This is a genomic window from Streptomyces sp. NPDC006435, assembly GCF_040612315.1.
Classification (GTDB): domain Bacteria; phylum Actinomycetota; class Actinomycetes; order Streptomycetales; family Streptomycetaceae; genus Streptomyces.
The window spans coordinates 70812-89717 of record NZ_JBEXPY010000007.1 but is presented as its reverse complement, the minus strand read 5'-3'; the positions used below and the strand labels follow the sequence as shown (position 1 = coordinate 89717).

The window sequence follows — 18906 nt, the reverse complement described above, 5'->3', positions numbered from 1 at the left end:
CACCCGGGGACGCTACCCAGCGGCCGTCGCGGCAACGTGCCCGGGGCCGTCCCGGTGGTGTGGGGATCCGGTCGGTCACACGCTCATGCCGTAGCCGAGTTCCTCGGCGGCCATGCACCAGAAGGCGTTCTCGTCCGCGACGGCGTCGGCGTCGAGTGCCTCGAACCGTTCCAGCAGTGCGTCGGTGAGCGCGTCGGCGGCCTGCTCGGCCTCGTCGTCGTCGGCGTCCCCACCGGGCCCCTCGTACGCGGCTGCCTCGTCGGCGGCCTCCTCGTAGGCGCGGTTGAAGGCGATGAACGCCGCCACCCCGGAGTTCAGCAGGTGGGGATCACCGTCCTCGGGCAGGTTCCACAGCGACCCGTCGTCGCGGCGCAGGCCGAGCGAGCCCAGTCCCGGGTCGACCGCGACCAGGGCGTACCGCGCGTCGCCGATCGTGCGTTCCGCGAAAGGGGGTTCCTGCCAGGCGCCGGGATGGGGGAAGCGGGTGCATCCGGCCAGGAGCGGGGCGAGTTCGGTGTCGTCCATGCCGAGAACCTAGCCCGTACCACTGACACGCCACCCATCCGGCCGGCCCCTGCGGCACCCGTGCCGGCGGACACCCCGGGACCGGGACGGCCGGGTCAGGAGCGGGACGGCCGGGCCGGGACGCCGTCGGCGACCGTGCGACCGTTCGCGACCGACGCCTTCGGCTCCTTCTGCCGGATGAGCAGCACGGCGGGGACCAGGACCAGGATCATCGGCGTCGGCTCGACGACGACGGAGCCGACGACGCTCCACGCGGCCAGGCCCCAGCCGATGGCCGGCGGTACCCGCACGCACTGCCGCCCGAGGTACGAGACGAGCAGGCCGAGCAGCAGCAGCGGCACGGCGAAGCTCCCGAGCGAGATCCAGAACGCGCCGGCCGCGCCGCTCGGCTCGATGAACTCCTCGCGCGGCAGCCCCCACAGGTCACCGCCGAACCAGGCCCCCAGGTGCCCGGTGTTCTGCGCGCCGAGGGCGAGAAGGTGCAGGGCACCCAGAAAGGTCAGGACGCGCCCCGCGCGCACGGCTGTGTTTCCCATGACGACCCCCGCAGAGTTTACGAAACCATCAGTTCCGAAACTATGGGTACCGTAATATGGCGGTCATGGCAACCACGGGACGACCACGGGACGCACGGGTGGACGCGGCGATCCTCGACGCCACGCGCGAGCTCCTCGCCCGGGACGGCTACGCCGGGCTGACGATGGACGCGGTGGCCGTGCGGGCGGGGATCGGCAAGGCGGCGATCTACCGGCGCCACGCGAGCAAGCAGGAAATGGTGTTCGCCGCGGCGGTCTACGGACCGGAGTTGCCGGTCCGGCCCGACGCGGGCAGCCTCGCCGGGGATCTCACGGCGCTCGTCGGGGAGATCGTCGGTCATCTGGCCGGCCCCGCGGCCTCCGCCGCGGTGCTCGGCCTCCTGGCGGACCTGGGGCCCGACGGCGACCTCGGGGACCGCTTCCGGGAGCGGTTCGTCAGCCGCGAACTCGCCGACATCGAGGGCCTGCTCGACCGTGCGGTCGCCCGCGGTGAACTGCCGCCCCCGCCGTCCCGCCCGGACGCCTCGATCGTCCACGCCCTGGTGACCGGCCCGGTCTTCGCCCTGCTGTACCTCCAGCACGCCCCGCCGGACGGCCTGGCCGAACGGCTGGGACCGATGGTCGCGGCAGCCCTCATCGCCGCCCCGTCGCCGTCCGACTCCCCGGACGCGTCCGGCGGCTGATCCGGTGTCGGCCCGGCGGGTCGGCGCAGGTCCGCCCGGCCGTGTCCCGACAGCGGGTCCCGTACCGCCCCGACGCCCTGGTATACCATCTGCCGAATGCTGGATGGACGGAGCAACGATGCGCGGGGCCGCGCCGACGGCGCCCCGTCGGTCTGGCGGGCGCCGGGCATGCCGGCCCTGCTCGGTTCGACCGCGCTCGGCTTCGCGGGCGTCGCCCTGCTGATGCCGGTCGCCCCGCTCCGGGTGCTCGACGGCGGCGCCGACGAACTGGGCGCGGGCGCGGTCAACGCCGTGATGATGCTCTGCACGGTGATCGCCCAACTGCTCGTGGGGAGGACTCTCGAACGCCTCGGCTGGCGCCGCACGCTCATGCTCGGGGCGTGCCTGCTCGGGGTTCCCGCGCCGGTGCATCTCCTCACCGACGACGTGTGGGCGGTGGCGGCGCTCGCGGCGGTGCGCGGTCTCGGCTTCGGGATCATCACCGTCTGCGGAGCCATGGCAGTCGCCGTGCTCGTCGAGCCCGCGCGTCGCGGCCGCGCGGTCGGAGCCTACGGACTGGCGATCGCCGCCCCGCAGTTCCTGCTCGTTCCCGTCGCACCCTGGCTCGCCGAACGGGCCGGGTACTGGACGGTGTTCACGCTCGCCGCCGTCCCCCTGCTCGCGGTCCCGCTCGCCCCGCCCGTGGCCCGCGCCCTGCGCGCCTTCGACCGGCCCGCCGATGCCCCCGGCCGACCCGCCGGGCGGCGCGACACCGCCGCACTGCGCCGCGCCCTGACCGGGCCGATCGCCGCGCTGCTCGCGATCACCTCGGCCGGCGGCGCCGTGCTCACGTTCGCGCCGGGCCTGGACCCCGACCCGACCACGGTGTACCTGGCGCTCCTGGTGTTCACCGGGACCTCGGCCCTGTGCCGTTGGGCCTTCGGGGGCTTCGCGGACCGCAGGGGCGCCGCCCCGGCGATCGCACCGCTCCTCCTCCTCGGCGCCGCCGGACTCGCCGCCATCGGCGCGGGGGCGGCCGACGGCCCCGGCACGACCGGCAGGGCCCTGCTGATCGGCGGCATGCTCGTCGTGGGCGTCGCGTACGGCGGTCTGCAGAACCTGACCCTCGTGCACGCCTTCGCCGCCGCGGGGGAGGAGGAACGACCGGCCGTCGGCACGGCGTGGAACGTCGGCTTCGACGCGGGCACGGGGCTCGGCGCCCTCGCGGCCGGCGCGGTCGCCGCCGCCTCCTCCTACACGGTCGCGTACGCCGTCCTCGCCCTGGTCACCGGGCTCGTCGGCGTCGCGTGGGCGATCCCCCGCCGCCGTACCGGAACCGGTACGGCCGGAACACGCGCTAACGCAGGCGGAACACCGGGCCCCGGGGAGTGAAGGGGAGCGGGGCGCCCTCGGGGACGAGATAGGCGTGCTCGGTGCGGACGCGGAGCACGTCGCAGGCGCCGTCCGTGATGATGAGGACGGGCGCCGCCGGCGGGAAGTCCTCCGCGCGCCGCAGCAGGTCGATCCCCGGCTGGAGGACGGTGCCGCCGCGCCCGCGGACCCGGACCCGGCCGGCGATCTCCGACGGCGGGAGATAACCCGCGTCGTACGGGGCGGCGTCGCAGAACACCACCCGGGCGGCCGGGACGTCGCGGGCCTCGGCGTAGGAGGCGATGGCACCGAGCGCCTTGCCGAGCAGGCGCGCGTTCATGGAGCCGGAGGTGTCCAGGACGACGCCGAAGGTGCAGCGGGCGACCTCCTCGGGAGGGAAGTACCGCCCGGCCCGTGGAATGTCGGGGGTGGACGCCTGTCGGCGGGCGGGCCGCGCGAAGCTGCGCACGGGCTCAGGACGGGGCACGAACTCGTCGAACCAGCGGGCCAGCCTGGCGTCCCACGGCACCGGGGGATGGGTCAGCGCCCGGATCTCCTGGACGAGTCCGGCGGGCAGCAGCCCCCGTTCGCCGGCGGAGTGCAGATCGAGCCCCTGGGACAGGCCCCGCCGGTAGAACTCGTCGAGATCGACCCAGTCACGGCGGAGGCCGTCGAGCGGTTGGCCGAGGACGTCGCCGACCCCCTTGCCCCGCAGGGTGGCCAGCCGCCGCATGCGGCGCGTGTCGGTGACGATCCGGTCGTACACCTCCTCCGTCGACAGCCCCCGCAGCTCCGGGTCGTGCAGCAGCCCCTCGGGCATGGTGCCGACGCCCATCTCGACGAGCCAGCCGTTGATCACGTAATCGGCGGCGACGTTGAAGAGGTACGGGTCGCGGCCCCCGCACCGGTCGCCGTGGCGCAGGGCGGCGTGCAGCATCTCGTGCGCGAGGATGAACCGCCACTCCTCGTCGTCGTACCGGCGCAGCGGGTTGACGTAGATCTCCCCGAGCGAGGCGTCCACGGCGGCGACCGCGATGCCGTGGGCACGGGCGAGTTCGGCGTCGGCGACGACCTTCATGCCCGCCGCGATGCCGCCGAGCAGCGGATAGGAGGAGATGAACCAGCTGAACGCCCGGTCCCAGGGCCGCGCGGGCAGCCGTTCGCCGGTGAGCGTGTCGCGCCGGCCGCCCGCGACGTCCATGGCGGCGGACATGGTGCGGGTCAGGGCGTGGGCGAAGGCGAGCTGCCAGTCCGGCTCGGTGTGCCACCGCGACCACGGCACGAGGACCTGGTCGGACGAGTCCCCTCCGGTACCGCAGCGCTCGTACGCGGCGGGGATGCCGTCGCGGCGCCACCGGGCGGCGATCTGCTCCTCGTCGCCGTCGGGATAGGAGTCCGGCAGGTGGTCGGGGGTGCGGCCGACGGGAAAGGTGAGCAGGAAACGGTTGACGACGACACAACGGGCGGCCAGGTCGAACCGGTCGGGCTGCGGGCGGACGCGCTTGTCCGCGGGGACGTGACCGAAGCCGAGATGGACGATGCTGTGGGCGACGGCCCAGGCCCACTCGGCCGGCTCGGCACGGCGGTCGGGGTGGGCATGGATCCTGCCGTTGGAGTCGACGCGGGTCAGGCCGTGGCGCGGACCCAGGTCGCAGTCGCGGCTGCGGCAGACATCGGCCTCCAGCGAGGCGAGGGCCGGGTTGCGCCGGACGACGGCCATGCCGGCGAGGAACGCCTCGGTCGCCGCGTCGTTGCGGGCCTTCTTCCCGTGCGACGCACGGCTCACCGGCGGGCCTCGACCAGGCGCGGCATGTCGCGGGCGGCCTCGACGAGGAACCAGGCGGGCAGCACGGGCTGTCCGTCCTCGTCGTCGCGGATCACGGTCTGGGCCACCTCGACGGAGATCTCGGCGAGCTGGACGAGCAGCGACTTGGCCCGGTGGGCGGTCTGCCGCAGTACGGGCGAGACCTGCTCCTTGGCGGCGGGCAGTTCCTTGACGAGCCGGCCCCGGAACGCCTCGGCCAGGTAGTAGAGCAGGTCGCGGTCCTCGATCCGACGGGGCCAGGACGCGTCGCCCTTGATGATCGCGTCGATGCCGTGGGCATGCCGCACGATCTTGACGTAGCCGCAGAACGCGACGGCGTGGGACGGGGTGAGCGTGCCGTGCGCGACGACCTTGAGCGTCTCCTCGTCCAGCGTCGGCCCGAAGGAGTGCAGGGCGTCGGAGAGCATGTGCCAGGAACGGGGGGTGGAGAACGGCTCCTCGGTCTTGGGCGGCTGCGACCAGAGGTGGTCGGGCCGGTCGGTGAGGTGGTCGACGACCCACGGGTGGATGCCGTTCTCACCCGCCCACACGAGCCAGTCCGTGGCGGAGGCGCGCAGATGGACATGGGTGAGGCGGTTGACCAGCGCGGAGGCGATCGGCCGGGCCAGCGCGTTGTCGGTCGCGCGGTTCCCGGCGCCGATGACGATCGACCCGGCCGGGAGCTCGTACGAACCGATGCGCCGGTCGAGGATCAGGGAGTAGAACGCCTTCTGCACATCGGGCGTCGCGGCGTTCAGCTCGTCGAGGAAGAGGCAGTACGGCTCGTCCCTGGCGATGGCCTCGGGAGGACAGAACACGGACCTGCCGTCACGGATCTGCGGCACCCCGATGAGGTCCTCGGGCGCCAGCTGCGTACCGAGCAGACTGACGCATTCGAGCCCCAGCGACTCGGCGAAGTTCCGCACCAGCGACGACTTGCCGATTCCGGGAGCACCCCACAGGAAGACGGGGCGCACGGTGGCGAGGCCGAGCAGCAGTTCGGGGACACGGGCGGGCGTGACGGTGACGGCTGCCTGCAAACTGAACACTCCTGGGGCGGGTGTGGTCCGGTGCGTCCGGACCGCTCGACGTACCCGGACAGTGTGGGCGCCGCGGGCCGGACGGCGCATCCGAATAACCGCCCTCCCGCATCCGGACGGCACCCCGGGCCGTCGCCGCCCGGCACCCGAACGGCCCGAACCGCCGCCCGAACGGCCCGGATCGCCGTTCGCGCGTCCCGGACGGGTCCGCGGCGCGGGAGGACGGGGCGGGGGCCGCCGGACGCGGGCCGGCCGGTCCTCCGACGCGATGCCCGACACGGCCGCCGACCCTACGGTGGTGGCATGGCGGTGGTGATCAGCGGATGGCGGCGACGGGACCGGGGCCGCAACGGCGCGCTGGACGTGCTGGGCGTGACGGTGCTGTTCGTGCTGTCGGTCGTGGCCGCCTCCATCGTCCCGCACGAACGCCACTTCTCCCTGCGCTGGTCCGCCGTGGTGCTCGCGGGAGTGGGCTGTTCGGCGCTGTTGTGGCGGTACCGTCACCCGGTCGGCGTACTGGCCGTCGCGGTCGGCTGCGGAGTGGCCTTCCAGGTGCTCGGCTTCCGCGAGAGCCCACTGGTGATCAACTCCGTCCTGGTGTCGGTCTACACCGTCGCCGTGCTCACCGACCGGCGCGTCACCTGGACCGCGGCATCGGTCTCGGCCGCCGTCCTGGTGGGCGCGGCCGTGCTCTGCGACCCCCGGTCGTGGCTGGCCCCCGACAACGCGGCGATGCTGGCGTGGACCGCCCTGCCGGCGGCTGTCGGGGACGGCGTGCGCTCGCGCCGCGCCTACGTCGCGGCGGTGGAGGAACGGGCGGAACACGCGGAGCGGACGCGCGAGCAGGAGGCGCAGCAGCGGGTGGCGGCCGAACGGGTGCGGATCGCACGCGAACTGCACGACATCGTCGCGCACCACATCGCCCTGATCAACGCCCAGGCCGGAGTCGCCGCCCACCTGGTGGAGCGGCGCCCGGAACGGATCCTGGCCGCACTGGAGGACATCCGGGACACCAGCCGCTCGGCCCTGGACGAATTACGGGTGACCGTGGGGCTGCTGCGGCAGTCCGGCGACCCGGTGGCGCCGCGCGATCCGATGCCGGGCCTCGCCCGGGTACCGGAGCTCCTGGCCTCGTTCGAGTACGCCGGCCTGTCCGTGAGCCACACCCGGCTGGGCACCGCGGAACCACTGGCCCCGGCCATCGACCTGGCCGCGTACCGCATCGTGCAGGAGGCCCTGACCAATGTGCACAAGCACGCCGGGGCCGACCACGCCCGGCTGTTCCTGCACTACCACCCCGAACGGCTGACGATCACCGTCGAGGACGACGGACGCGGCGGCGGGCGGCACGCCCGCCCGGGGACGGGGCACGGGCTGATCGGGATGCGCGAAAGGGCCTCCACGGTCGGCGGCCGGCTGTACGCGGGAGCGCGCCCGGAGGGCGGCTTCACCGTGACGGCCGAACTGCCCCTGCGCCCCGGCCTGGCCATGGGCGAACCACCGAGGAGGGACGGGCATGACGATCCGCGTACTGCTTGCCGATGACCAGGCACTGCTGCGGGGCACCTTCAGGATGCTGTTCGACTCCACGGACGACATGGAGACGGTGGGGGAGGCGGCAGACGGGCGCGAAGCGCTGGAACTGGCACGCGAGCAGCGCCCCGACGTGGTCCTGATGGACATCCGGATGCCGGAGATGGACGGCCTGGACGCCACCCGGCACATCAGCGAGTCCGGGGACCTCGCCGGGGTGAAGGTGCTCGTCCTGACCACCTTCGAGGACGACGAGCACGTCGCCGAGGCCCTGCGCGCCGGGGCGAGCGGCTTCCTGGGCAAGGGGGCCAGGCCCGATGAGCTCCTGGACGCCGTACGCACCGTCGCGGCCGGTGAGGCGCTGCTGTCCCCGTCGGCGACCCGGGTGCTGATCGAACGCTTCCTCGCGCAGCCGGAGCCGTGCCCGGCGGGCGTGCACGAGCGGCTGGAGTGCCTGACACCGCGGGAACACGACGTGGTGGGGCTGGTGGCGCTCGGACTGTCGAACGACGAGATCGCGGAGCGGCTGGTCGTCAGCCCGCTGACCGCCAAGACCCACGTCAACCGGGCCATGACCAAGCTGGCGGCCCGGGACCGGGCCCAGCTCGTCGTCATCGCCTACCAGTGCGGCCTGGTCAGCCCGGCGGCCGAGCCGGGGCCGTCGCGGACGCCCGTGTAGCCGTCGGCCCGCCCGGTCGCAGGGGGCGGGGGCGGATACCGCAGCCGTGGTAGCCGGAAAACGCTGCGGAGGGACGACGCGCGAGGGGCCTCGCCGGGGAAAGCTGGTATCGAACCCCCCGAAAGCGCCCGGTGGAGGAAGAGGCGCCGCACACGGACCCGCAGGCCCCCGCCCCACCGGCACGGCGCCCCGCGACCGGCCCCGCGCAGCACAGGAAGGACCCGCCCCATGCTCACCGCGACCACGCAGCGCAGCACGACCGGTGCACGACCGGTCGACGACCACGCCCGCACGTCCCCCGCAGCCGAGGAGGCGGTCATGATGGGAACCCACCCGACGACACAGCCCGCCCACCGCCCCGGGAACGACCGCCGCACGGCCCTGCCCGCCCACCTGTCCCTCCTCCACGACGCCCTGACCCGGAACGCCGGCGGACGGGGCCGGGAGACGGACCGGGCCACGGCACCGCGCCCGTCCGGCACCAGGCAGCTCACCCTGGCCCAGTGGGTCGGCCGGACCGCGAGGATCGGGGCCGCCGCCGACGCGCGGCCGACCACCGGCTGAACCCCCGCGAGACGGCGCCCCGGTGCCCGGCCCGGACCAGGCGGTCCGGGCCGGGCACCGGCCGGATCACCCCGCCACCAGCCGCGCGGGCACGAAACCCTCCTCCGCGAGCCGGACCCACAACTGATCCGGGACCGGGAACCGGTACGCGGCGGCGTTCGCCGTCACCTCGGCCGCGGACCGGCAGCCGACGACCACCGAGGTGACCGCCGGGTGCAGGAACGGGAACTGGATCGCGGCCGCGGAGAGCGGCACCCCGAATTCGGCGCAGATCTCACCGCACCGCCGAGCACGGGCCAGCTCCCGGTCGGGTACCGGACGGTAGTTGAACATGGCATCGGGGGAGGGGTCGGCGAGCAGCCCGGTGTTGAAGACCCCGCCCACGACCACGGCCGTGCCGGTCCTCGCGCACAGCGGCAGCAGGGTCTCCAGCGCGTCGTGGTCGAGCAGGGAGAACCGGCCCGCCACGAGGACGACGTCCACGTCGAACTCCGCCACGTACGCCGCGAGCGGGCCGCTGTGGTTCATGCCGAAGCCGATCGCCCGGACCAGCCCCTCCTCCCGGAGCCGGCGCACCGCCGGATACGCGGTGCGCCGGACCTCCTCCGGGTAGTCGTCCGGATCGTGCAGGTACAGGATGTCGACCGAGGAGCGCCCCAGCCGCTCCAGGCTCGACTCCAGCGACGCCCGGATCCCGGCCTCCGTCCAGTCGGTCACCACCTCTCCCGGCGCCCCGTCCGCCCCGGGCCGCAGCAGCCACCCGGTCTTCGTGGAGATCACCGGCCCGGTGACCCCGGCCGGGCCGAGCAGCCGGCCCAGCCGCTCCTCGGCCTGGCCGTGGCCGTAGCGCGGCGCCGTGTCGAAGTACCGGATGCCCGCACGGGCCGCCGCCTCCAGCGTCGCGGCCGCCTCCCGCTCGGTCACCTCCTGGAACAGCCCGCCCAGCGGGGCGGTGCCGATCCCGAGCCGGGGCAGGTCGAAGGGCAGCCGCAGCGGCGCCCCGGACGTCGGCGAACCGGTCATCGGGCCACCTCCCACGGGGACCGGTAGCTCGGCCGGCCCGCCCGCAGCGTCATCGTCAGGGTGAGCCGTGCCCGTGTCCGGCCGGGCAGTTCGACGGTGCAGCAGTGCCCCTCGACGTCCTGCGCGGGGCCGTCGTCGAGCCGGACGGTGTGCACGAGGTGCTCGGCGAACGAACCGGCCTGCACCACCACCGGACGCGGGGCGTCGCCGAGGTTCACCAACTCCACCACGGTGTGGTCGGGCCGCACGTCGGACACGAGCGCGGCGACGTCCTCGGGCAGCCCCGGCCGCTGTCCGGCCGCGTCGTGGTAGCGCAGGTGCAGCTGCGCCAGGCCGCCGTTGTAGAGCACCTGCGGGGAACCGGTGGTCAACTGCAGCAGCGCCTCGGTGAGCACCGGATTGCGGTCCTGCCAGTGATGGATCCCCAGGGCGTCCGGGCCGACCGCCGGGTCCACCGGGTCGTTCTCGATCGAGGCGACCCGCTCGGCGCAGACGTCCAGGGCGCTGCGCAGCATCCGCTCGGGGAAGTCCGGATTGCGGCCGGCCAGGTACTCGTACCACGGCTCCTCGTGACCGGCCTCGTCCTTGATGCGCTGCGTGTGCACCGTCGCCCAGTCCCACTCCGACGTGGAACGGAGCTGCTCGATGCGTTCCAGGTCCACCGCGTCCCGGCTGAAGTGCCAGAGGGACATGGGGAGTTGGGTCGGCATGATGGTGTAGTCGAACCAGCCGGAGTCGTCGTACCGCTGGGGCACCATGAGGGTGCGTCCGCCGGGGGTCGCGCGCAGGTGCGGCTGCCAGCGCCTGCCGAGGGTGCCCATCCCGTCGGCGCCGCGCCGCTCGGCGTGCCGCAGCACCGCGTCCAGCGGGTTGCGGGCCAGGTCCAGGAAACCCCGGTCGCCGGTGAGCAGCGTCGCGTTGGACGCCCCGATGATCGTGGCCGACCCCACGGGGGAGAGCCCGTGCGGCCAGGTCCACCCGTAGTGCCCGCCGTACCAGCGGCCGTCCAGGTACTCGCCCACCACACCGTTCAGACCGGCGTTGTCGGGCACGACGTCGCGGCCGTCCAGCCGCTCGTGCCACGCGCCGACGTACTCGGCGACCCAGTCCGCGTAGCGCCGGTCGCCGCCGATCAGGTGGGCGTTGACGGCGAGACCGGTCGCGGCGAGGTTGACGATCGTGTCCCCGCGTCCCATCCGGTCCCACATCTGCCGGCCGTAGGCCCGGGCCCGCTCGGGCGAAGCGGCCAGCTCGTCGAAGGACGCGGCGGCGTCGATCCAGCTGAGCGGCAGGCCGTAGGGGCGGAGGGCGGCACTCCACGGGAAGTACGTGTCGTGGTCGCTGAAACCCGGGCGGGGGCCCGCGGAGCCGTTGTGCGGCGCCCGGATCACCCGGTGCCCGGGGTCGTAGTTGGGCCCGCCCGGCAGGTAGAAGTCGGCGAACCGGCAGGCGAGTTCACGCAGTTCCGCGTCGTTCGGATCGGCGAGGCACAGTCCGTAGAACAGCAGCATGCCCTCGCCCTGGTGGAACCAGTCGTAGCCGCGTTCCAGGCCGCTCTCCAGCATGCCCATCTCGGTGAGCTGGGCGCTCACCCCGCGCCAGTGCCGCCGGGACGCGGTCAGCAGGTCCGCGCTGCCGCCCAGCAGGTACAGCGTCGGCCAGTTGAAGAACGGTTCGTAGAAGTCGTCCACGCCGTCCCGGCCGTCCAGGCCCTGTCCCAGCGAGTCGTGGAAGACCAGCCGGCCGTCCCGCTCGGTGTAACGGTCGGCGAACGTCCGCCACGCCTTGTCCTGGGCGGCGAACAGTTCCCGTTCGAGCACGGCCCACCGCGGCACGTCGGTGACCCGGCGGCTCGCCCTCAGCTCCGGCATCCGCACGGCTTCCCCGGCCCTCACCGGCCCGCCCCCGTCGTGGAGTTGCCTTCGCCTCGTCCGGTCGTGAGCACCAAGAACACCCGGCCCTTCATAATCGCCCATCGATTACCGATGGCTAGACTCACCGGCAGGGGCCGACGTGTCAATACGCCGGCGACGCTCCCGTGGAGGGTGATGTCCGTGATCGACTGCCATGCCCATCTGTGGAACCCAGGGGAGGGGTTCGGCTGGATCCGTCCGGACTCCGCGCACCACCGGGTGTTCTCGCTCCCCGACCTGGAGGAGTCCGGCGCCGGATGCGACCCGGCCGGGACCGTCCTGGTCGAGGCGGGCCGGGGGGACGCCGGCGAGACGTCCGCGCTGCGCGAACTGCGCCTGCGCCGACCCGATCTGGTCGCCGGTTACGTGGCGAACCTGCAGGCCCATGGGGAGGCCGGACCGCACCGCCTGCGGGCCCTCCTGGACGGGGCGGACGAGGCGCGGCCCAACGGGATGCGGCTGAGCGGACCGGTGTGGGAGCGGACGCCGGAATCGGTCCGCGGGCTCGTTCCCGTGCTGGCCGGGGCGGGTGTGGTGCTCGAACTCAACCTCGGCGACGGTGCCTTGCGGACGGCCGCCGGGGTGGCCGCCGGACACCCCGGGCTGACCGTGGTCGTCGACCACCTCGGCAACCCGCCGAACCTCCGGACGGGGGACCCCGGCGACTGGTACCGGGACGCCGAACGCGCCGCCGCGCTGCCGAACGTGGTGGTGAAGATCTCCGGCCTGCTCACCCAGCAGCACGGCGTACCGGCCGACCGGGTCGACCGCCTGGTCCGGCACGTGACCGACACCTTCGGCCCGGCCCGCTGCCTGGCCGGCTCGGACTGGCCGATCTGCCTGCCCCGCGGCTCCCGGGCCGATTCCCTGGCGGCGGTCCGGCGGGGGATCGACCATCTGCCCGAGGGGCAGCGGCGGGAGGTGCTGCACACGACGGCCGTGCGCGTGTACGGGCTGCGCGGTTGACAGTGCTCGGACCGCACTGCTTCGATCATTGATCGATAGGCGATAGGTGGTGAATGAATGCTGTCGCTCGACCGGGCCGGTCCCGGCCCCCGTGAAGTCCCCGGGCGGCTCCTTCCTCCCCACCTCCCCCGGGCGAGCCGGAGGGGCGCCTTCCCATGGCCGGACAGGCATCCCGGGGTGCGCGGCGTGCGTGACCCCGTCATCGAATCAGCCGATCTGCGGGATTCGGTCATCGATAGACGATGACCGCGTATCATGACGCAACCGGCTACCCAACATTGCAGGATTGGGATCTCATGGCATCGAACGCGTCGGCTGGGTTCGTCTCCACGCTGGCCACCAACAAGGACCGGTTCCGTAAAACCCTGATCTCCGACCAGGTCTACGAACTGCTCCGTCAGGCAGTCGTCGAGGGCGACCTCGCACCGAACGACCGAGTGGTCGAATCGGAGATCGCCAGGCGTCTGGGGGTGAGTCAGGCCCCGGTACGGGAAGCGGTGAAACAGCTGGCCCGGGAGGGCCTGCTCATGCACATCCCGCGTCGCGGCCACTTCGTCGTCGAGATCTCCTCGAAGGACGCGGAGTACGCCCGCCAGGTACGAGAACCCCTGGAGCGGCTGGCCGCACGGCTCGCCGCCGAGAACCTCACCGAGGAACACCTGGAAGAACTCGACGGCCTGGTGGAGCGGATGCGCACCGCGGCGGCCGACAACGACGTCAGCAGTTTCCGCGACGCCGACATAGAGTTCCACACCACGGTCGGCCGGATCTCGGGCAACCCCTTCCTGGCCCGCATGTGGGAAGTCCTCGAACCGAATCTGCGCGCCCTGCGCGCCATCTCCGACCCCCTTTTCGAGGGGGACCGGCAGGCGATGGCGGACGAGCACGGCCGTCTGGTGAACCTGCTGCGCGCCGGTGACCCCGACCGGGCGGCCGACGCGTTCGCCGACCACGCCGCGGGACGCGGGCCGGTGCCGGACGCGCGGGCGGCGAAGAAGCCGCGCAGGTCCACGGCGGCCAAGAAGGGCTAGGGCGCGCCCGACGAGGGCCGCCGTGCTCCCCGCGGGGCGCAGGCACGACGACAGCGGCCCGAGCCGGAGATCCGGCTCGGGCCGCTGTCGTACCCGGTCTAACGGCGGGCGCCCGCCGTCCACTTCGGCGCCCCGTACTGGTAGGCGCCGAGGCTGGGGGCCGGGTCCGTCGACCCGTCGTTGATGCCCGGCAGCGCGATCCCCCGGTTGCGTGCGGGGGACCCCTCCGACAGGCGGTAGTCGTGCCGTGCCGCGTCGACGTACAGCGGATCGACCTCGGCCGGGAGATTGGCGGACAGCACCAGCCCGCCGTTCGTGGCACCGTCCAGGCCGCGGATGGGACCGACGTTGTTGTAGATCTTCGTCCCGGTGGACTGCCCCGGTTCCTTGACGTAGAACAACGTCATCCCACCGGTGTTGTTGTACACGCCGTTGTCGTGCGAGCCGGTGCCCAGACCGTTGAGCATGACCGTGCCCTCACGGTTCCCCCAGCCCACGTTGTTCGCGATGACCAGGTCGCTCTGGCCGTTGTCCGCGTAGATGCCGGAGATCCCGAACGTGGTGAGCGTGGTGGCCGGCTCGGGGTCGTGCAGCACGTTGTGGTCGAGGGAGGAACCCATCATCCAGGCGCTGCAGCAGGTGTAGATCGCGGCGACGTCCAGGCTCAGCCGGGCGTACCCGGAGATGTCGTTGTACGCGATCCGGTCCGGACCCGGGGAGAGGCCCTCGACGGTGTTCCATTGCAGGTTGATGCCGCTGCGGCCGACCCGGGAGATGGTGTTGTTCATGACGGTCTGGCTGTTGCCCTGGACCGCGATGCCCGCCGCGTACGTGCCCATGTAGTCCACGTCGTGGATGATGTTGTCCGTCGCGGTGTTGTTCTGGCCGCGCAGGGCGATCCCGTTCCCGGCGCTGAACGACAGGTCGCTGTTGACGATTCTGTTGCCGGTGCCGTTCAGGACGATCCCGGTGTCGGCGACACCGCGGGTCACCGTGGAGCCGCAGTCCGTCGCACCCCGGGTGATGTCGGTGTAGTGCGACAGGTACTTGCCGGTGATGCGGTTCAGGGTGATGCCCGTGCTGGAGTCGCCCGTGGTGATCGACGAGGCGAACAGGCCGATCCCGACGACCGAGGTGTGACTGGCGCCGGTCAGGTCGAAGGCCAGGGTGCGCGACTTCGCCTCGATCGTGTGCCGGCCGGGGTCGTCCTCGCTGTAGAGGTACAGGCGCTTGGCCGCGGGGTCGTAGAACCACGTGCCCGGGTCGGCCAGTTCGCCGATCTTCCCGGCCAGGGCGTAGCGGGTCTCCTTCGGCACCACCTTGTGCACGCACGGCGGCGCCGCGTCCAGCGTCACCGATCCGACGGCGGAGCTCTTCACCTTCGCCGTCGCCGACACGTACCAGTAGCCGGTCAGCGCACGCGCACCGTCCCAGTACCCGGCCGGCCGGGTCAGCGCCGGGTCGGTGATGGTGGCTTCCGCGCTGCCCGCCGCGGCGTACTGCAGGGCCGGGGCGAGCAGGTCGAGTCCCGGATGGGGCCACTGGGCCTCGACGTTCATCTTCTTGTCCGTGAACACCTGCACGGTGGTCACGTCGGAGCCGAGGTCCACCCGGGTGCTGTAGATCCGCCCCGCCTTCACGGCCTCGCCGAACGGCGAGGCCGCCGCGTACGGGTCGGTCCGGGCGATCGCGGCGACGTCCCGGTCGGTGACCTTCGACCAGCCCCGGACGCGGTCGGCGCCGTTCATCGTCACCTGCGCGCCCTCGGCGGCACGGTAGGTGATGGGCCGTCCGGGGGTGCCCGACCGGGCCGGCACGACCGTCTCCTGGTAGGTGCCGGACATGATCAGACAGGTGTCGCCCGGCCCCATCACGTCGGCGCACCGCTGGATGTGACGGAACGGGGTCCGGGCCGTCAGGCCGCTCGCCGTGTCCCGGCCCGACGGCGCGACGTAGTAGGTCCGGCCCTCCTCGGCCTGCCCGGCGGCGGCCGGCATGGCGGCCGCCACCACGGACAGGGACGCGAGCACAGCACTCGCGGACCACGTGCCCCGACGGGACCGTGACCACCATTTCCTCAGCACAGCATGTCCTTTCTCCTTCGACGGACGGTCCGCGAACGGCGGGCCCGGATCATCCCTTCACCGCACCGACCGTGAGGCCGCTGATGATGTGGCGCTGCATGTAGATGAAGAAGATGATCACGGGCGCGACCGCGAGCAGCAGATTGGGGAACACCTTGGTCAGATCGGTCGAGTACTGACTGATCCCGGCGTAGATCGCCGTCGTCACGGTGTAGTGCCCGGACGACGGGCTGAGCAGGATCTGCGGGCTGACGAAGTCGTTCCAGATTCCTATGGAGTTGAGGATCAGCACCGTCACGACCGCCGGACGCATCAGCGGGAAGATGATGGTCCAGAAGGTCCGGTACCTGCCCGCACCGTCGATGGTCGCCGCATGGTCGATGTCCACCGGGATGGTGCGGATGAAGCCGACGAACAGGAAGATGCTCACCGGCAGGGTCGTCGCCACGTCGTGCGCGACCAGACCGGTCACGGTGTTCGCGAGACCGATCTCGCGCAGCACGTAGATCACCGGAATGATCACGGCGGCGCCGGGGATGAAGGTGCCGGCCAGGAAGTACAGCAGCACCAGTTGGGTGCGGCGCTTGAGACTGCGCGCGATCGCGTACGCGGCCGGCCCGGCCAGCAGGATGCACAGCACGTCCACGACCACGACCAGGAAGAGGGTGAACCCGTAGCCGCCGATCACGTTGTACTGGGGGCTGCTGACGGCCGCGGAGAGGTGCTCCAGCGTCAGACCGCCGAGCGGCAGCGAGAACGGGCTGTCGAGGATCTCCTCCTGCGACTTGAACGCGTTCACGACGAGCAGGTACACCGGCACGATCATGACGACGAACAACACGCCCAGCAGCACCCAGCGCAGGGGCGAGCGGGGCTCGCGCTGACGCTCGTGCCCGTCCCGGGGGGCGGGCACCGGCGGTGCCGTCCGCTTCTCGCGGACCTTCGCCTCGGTTACGACCACCACCTGCTCCTAACCAGCCGCGGCTTGATCTTGACGGTTGCGCAGCGCCGTCACGAGGAGGGCGAGCACGGCGGACACGACCATCAGGAAAACCGCCTGAGCTGTTGCGTAACCGATCTTGGTGCCCTCGAAGGAACGGGCGAGGATGAGATAGGTGAACGTCTGCGTCGAGCCGGCGGGACCACCGCCGGTCAGGCTCACCACGATGTCGTAGGCCCGGATCAGGCCCACCAGGTTGAGCACCGTCGCCACGGTCACCACCGGCGCGATCATCGGGACGACGATGCGCAGATTGGTCTGACGCCGGGTGGCGCCGTCGATCGCGGCGGCCTCCAGCAGTTCCTTCGGCACCGTCTGCAGCGCCGCCACGAACAGCACGACGTTGAACCCGAACCCGGCCCACACGATGACCCCGATCAGGGTGATGAGCGCGAGCTTCTCGTCGAAGAGGAACCCGATGGGTTCCATGTCGAACTTGGCGAGGGTGTTGTTGATGGCGCCGTTGGTGCCGAGGATCGCCGCCCACAGGTACCCGAGGATCAGCGCGCTGATCACGTGCGGGAAGTAGGCCACGGCCCGGAAGAACGAGTTCGCGCGCGACCGTCCCTTGAGCACCAGCGCGTACACCAGGCCCGCGCCGACCATGAGCACGGTGCCGACCCCGGCGATGAGCGCGGTCACGTACCAGGCGTCGCCCGAGCTCGGGTCGTCGAACAGATGCCGGTAGTTGTCGAGGCCGATGAACCGGGACGGCGAGAAGCCGTCCCAGTCCGTCAGGCTGAGGTACACCGCGACGCCCACCGGGATCACGGTCATCACGGTGTAGAGCAGGACGGCCGGCCCCATGAGGCCCAGGGAGACGGCGGCCTCCCGCAGCCGCACCCGCCGCCGGGCGGTGGTGTGCTCCCGCCGGGTCAGCTCTGCGAGTTCCACCACTTGTCCAATCCTTCGGCGGCGTCCTCGGCGGAGGCGCCCGTGTACAGGGACTGGACCTGCTTGTTGAGTTCGTCGCTGAAGCCGGCGATCGGCTGGGAGGGGCCCGACTTGACGATCACCGACGGCGCCCCGTCCAGGATCTTCTGCACCGAGGTGCCGAGGCTGGACATCGGGTAGCTGAACCCCTCCCGCAGATTGCCGTCGGCGGCCAGCTGGCTCTTGATCGCGACCGGGTCGGTGACCAGCCACTTCACGAAGTCGATCGCCTCGGCCCTGTGTCGCGACTTGTTCACCACGACGTACGGGTTGGACATGTTGCCGAACTGGCCCGACGGGTACGCTCCGTCGGTCGGCATGGTGAACACGCCGATGTCGTCGCTCTTCTTCGCGGCGTCCGCGGCGGGCACGAAGTACGAACCCATGACGTACATCGCGGACTTGCCGTTCAGGAAGGCGGTCTGGCCGTCCGCGTAGGTGAGACCGAGGGAGCTCTTGTCGAGGTGGCCCGAGTCGATCCACTCCTTGTAGTGCTCGAGGTAGGGCAGGTAGCCGCTGTCGGCGAAGGAGACCTTGTCGTCGTGGCGCTTGACCGTCCACTTCGGGTCCTCGGTGAGGACACCGGCGTCCGCCATCATGGAGAACTGGGCCCCCGTCACCCACTGGCCGGACGTCTGCAACGGCTTGTAGCCGGCGGACTTCAGCTTCCCCATGGCATCGGTGAACTGGCCTATGGTCCGGATCTTCGTCGCGTCGAGCCCGGCCTTGGCGAAGGCGGCCTTGTTGTAGAAGACGAGCGACTGGATCTGCTCGCCGACCCCCACCACGTAGCGCTTGCCGTCGATGGCGTACTGCTCGGCCAGCGGGGTGTCGGCGGCCCAGGGCTGGTCCGACAGGTCGGCGAACAGGGAGGCGTTCTCCGGCGTCGGCGTGATCTGCTGGGCGACGTCCGGCGGGTCGCCCGCCGCCAGGTCCTGGGTCAGCTTGGCGTTCGCCGATATCGTGCCGGTCAGCTCCAGCTTCACCTTCACGCCGGGGTTCTTCTTCTCGTACTGGGCGAAGAGGTCGTTCCAGTACTTCTCCGTGAGGTTCGGAGAGATGTTGACGATGACGCGCAGGGTCGTGCCCTCCGCGTCGTCTCCGGAGCCGCCGCCGCAGGCGACGGCGGAGGCCATCACCAGCGGAGCCACGGCGAAAGCACAGGCCCGGCGCCAGGTAGTTCTCATTCGAGACACGCTCCCTTGCGTAGTCGTAAGTGATCGATAGTCGGCTCCCCCTACC

The 18906-nt window shown here is 72.0% G+C and carries 17 protein-coding genes; 7 read left to right on the top strand and 10 right to left on the bottom strand.

The window, feature by feature from the left end; translation table 11 throughout:
- Positions 1-75: 75 nt before the first annotated feature.
- Positions 76-525, bottom strand: a complete 450-nt coding sequence (locus ABZZ04_RS10780; RefSeq protein ID WP_356931846.1) for an SUKH-4 family immunity protein — start codon at positions 523-525, stop codon at positions 76-78.
- Between the two features lie 95 nt (positions 526-620).
- A complete protein-coding gene (locus ABZZ04_RS10775; protein WP_356931845.1) occupies positions 621-1061 on the bottom strand; it encodes a DUF6463 family protein in 441 nt (146 codons plus the stop codon).
- 65 nt (positions 1062-1126) lie between these two features.
- Between ABZZ04_RS10775 and ABZZ04_RS10770 the strand changes: the two genes are divergently transcribed.
- A complete protein-coding gene (locus tag ABZZ04_RS10770; protein ID WP_356931844.1) occupies positions 1127-1744 on the top strand; it encodes a TetR/AcrR family transcriptional regulator in 618 nt (205 codons plus the stop codon).
- 96 nt (positions 1745-1840) lie between these two features.
- Complete coding sequence (locus tag ABZZ04_RS10765) at positions 1841-3115, top strand: MFS transporter (RefSeq protein ID WP_356931843.1); 1275 nt, start codon at positions 1841-1843, stop codon at positions 3113-3115.
- Here ABZZ04_RS10765 and ABZZ04_RS10760 read toward each other — a convergent pair.
- Positions 3081-4814: a hypothetical protein gene (locus tag ABZZ04_RS10760; RefSeq protein ID WP_356931951.1), complete on the bottom strand. Its 1734-nt coding sequence runs from the start codon at positions 4812-4814 to the stop codon at positions 3081-3083. The two genes, ABZZ04_RS10765 and ABZZ04_RS10760, sit on opposite strands and share 35 nt — an antisense overlap.
- Positions 4815-4876: 62 nt before the next feature.
- Entirely contained in the window at positions 4877-5938 is a 1062-nt protein-coding gene (locus ABZZ04_RS10755; protein WP_356931842.1) for a MoxR family ATPase, read from the bottom strand.
- 303 nt (positions 5939-6241) lie between these two features.
- Here ABZZ04_RS10755 and ABZZ04_RS10750 point away from each other — a divergent pair, with 303 nt between their 5' ends.
- The 3 genes from ABZZ04_RS10750 (at position 6242) to ABZZ04_RS10740 (ending at position 8714) form a co-directional block, all read left to right on the top strand.
- Complete coding sequence (locus ABZZ04_RS10750) at positions 6242-7483, top strand: sensor histidine kinase (protein ID WP_356931841.1); 1242 nt, start codon at positions 6242-6244, stop codon at positions 7481-7483.
- A complete protein-coding gene (locus ABZZ04_RS10745; RefSeq protein WP_356931840.1) occupies positions 7455-8150 on the top strand; it encodes a response regulator transcription factor in 696 nt (231 codons plus the stop codon). Before ABZZ04_RS10750 ends, ABZZ04_RS10745 begins: the two co-directional genes overlap by 29 nt.
- A gap of 228 nt (positions 8151-8378) precedes the next feature.
- Positions 8379-8714, top strand: a complete 336-nt coding sequence (locus ABZZ04_RS10740) for a hypothetical protein (protein ID WP_356931839.1) — start codon at positions 8379-8381, stop codon at positions 8712-8714.
- Between the two features lie 66 nt (positions 8715-8780).
- Here ABZZ04_RS10740 and ABZZ04_RS10735 read toward each other — a convergent pair whose 3' ends face one another.
- Positions 8781-9737: an aldo/keto reductase gene (locus tag ABZZ04_RS10735; protein ID WP_356931838.1), complete on the bottom strand. Its 957-nt coding sequence runs from the start codon at positions 9735-9737 to the stop codon at positions 8781-8783.
- Complete coding sequence (locus ABZZ04_RS10730; protein ID WP_356931837.1) at positions 9734-11608, bottom strand: hypothetical protein; 1875 nt, start codon at positions 11606-11608, stop codon at positions 9734-9736. Before ABZZ04_RS10730 ends, ABZZ04_RS10735 begins: the two co-directional genes overlap by 4 nt.
- Positions 11609-11791: 183 nt before the next feature.
- Between ABZZ04_RS10730 and ABZZ04_RS10725 the strand changes: the two genes are divergently transcribed.
- Together ABZZ04_RS10725 and ABZZ04_RS10720 are read left to right on the top strand one after the other, a co-directional pair.
- Positions 11792-12616: an amidohydrolase family protein gene (locus ABZZ04_RS10725; RefSeq protein ID WP_356931836.1), complete on the top strand. Its 825-nt coding sequence runs from the start codon at positions 11792-11794 to the stop codon at positions 12614-12616.
- A 296-nt stretch (positions 12617-12912) separates the two neighbouring features.
- A complete protein-coding gene (locus ABZZ04_RS10720; RefSeq protein WP_356931835.1) occupies positions 12913-13647 on the top strand; it encodes a GntR family transcriptional regulator in 735 nt (244 codons plus the stop codon).
- A gap of 98 nt (positions 13648-13745) precedes the next feature.
- Here ABZZ04_RS10720 and ABZZ04_RS10715 read toward each other — a convergent pair whose 3' ends face one another.
- From ABZZ04_RS10715 to ABZZ04_RS10700, 4 genes are all read right to left on the bottom strand, one after another.
- Positions 13746-15677: a right-handed parallel beta-helix repeat-containing protein gene (locus ABZZ04_RS10715; RefSeq protein ID WP_356931834.1), complete on the bottom strand. Its 1932-nt coding sequence runs from the start codon at positions 15675-15677 to the stop codon at positions 13746-13748.
- A gap of 103 nt (positions 15678-15780) precedes the next feature.
- A complete protein-coding gene (locus ABZZ04_RS10710) occupies positions 15781-16692 on the bottom strand; it encodes a carbohydrate ABC transporter permease (RefSeq protein ID WP_356931833.1) in 912 nt (303 codons plus the stop codon).
- A gap of 9 nt (positions 16693-16701) precedes the next feature.
- The gene (locus ABZZ04_RS10705) at positions 16702-17628 is read right to left on the bottom strand and encodes a sugar ABC transporter permease (protein ID WP_356931832.1); all 927 of its coding nucleotides are present in this window, start codon (positions 17626-17628) and stop codon (positions 16702-16704) included.
- On the bottom strand, positions 17607-18851 hold the full coding sequence (locus ABZZ04_RS10700; RefSeq protein ID WP_356931831.1) for an extracellular solute-binding protein: 1245 nt from the start codon (positions 18849-18851) through the stop codon (positions 17607-17609). Before ABZZ04_RS10700 ends, ABZZ04_RS10705 begins: the two co-directional genes overlap by 22 nt.
- Positions 18852-18906 lie beyond the last annotated feature (55 nt).

Bases quoted from the DNA above. Each gene is read 5' to 3' on its own strand.
- ABZZ04_RS10740 (WP_356931839.1), top strand. From the start codon at position 8,379: ATGCTCACCGCGACCACGCAGCGCAGCACGACCGGTGCACGACCGGTC.
- ABZZ04_RS10750 (WP_356931841.1), top strand. From the start codon at position 6,242: ATGGCGGTGGTGATCAGCGGATGGCGGCGACGGGACCGGGGCCGCAAC.
- ABZZ04_RS10760 (WP_356931951.1), bottom strand. From the start codon at position 4,814: ATGGCCGTCGTCCGGCGCAACCCGGCCCTCGCCTCGCTGGAGGCCGAT.
- ABZZ04_RS10770 (WP_356931844.1), top strand. From the start codon at position 1,127: ATGGCAACCACGGGACGACCACGGGACGCACGGGTGGACGCGGCGATC.
- ABZZ04_RS10700 (WP_356931831.1), bottom strand. From the start codon at position 18,851: ATGAGAACTACCTGGCGCCGGGCCTGTGCTTTCGCCGTGGCTCCGCTG.
- ABZZ04_RS10745 (WP_356931840.1), top strand. From the start codon at position 7,455: ATGACGATCCGCGTACTGCTTGCCGATGACCAGGCACTGCTGCGGGGC.
- ABZZ04_RS10765 (WP_356931843.1), top strand. From the start codon at position 1,841: ATGCTGGATGGACGGAGCAACGATGCGCGGGGCCGCGCCGACGGCGCC.
- ABZZ04_RS10720 (WP_356931835.1), top strand. From the start codon at position 12,913: ATGGCATCGAACGCGTCGGCTGGGTTCGTCTCCACGCTGGCCACCAAC.
- ABZZ04_RS10775 (WP_356931845.1), bottom strand. From the start codon at position 1,061: ATGGGAAACACAGCCGTGCGCGCGGGGCGCGTCCTGACCTTTCTGGGT.
- ABZZ04_RS10730 (WP_356931837.1), bottom strand. From the start codon at position 11,608: ATGCCGGAGCTGAGGGCGAGCCGCCGGGTCACCGACGTGCCGCGGTGG.
- ABZZ04_RS10735 (WP_356931838.1), bottom strand. From the start codon at position 9,737: ATGACCGGTTCGCCGACGTCCGGGGCGCCGCTGCGGCTGCCCTTCGAC.
- ABZZ04_RS10780 (WP_356931846.1), bottom strand. From the start codon at position 525: ATGGACGACACCGAACTCGCCCCGCTCCTGGCCGGATGCACCCGCTTC.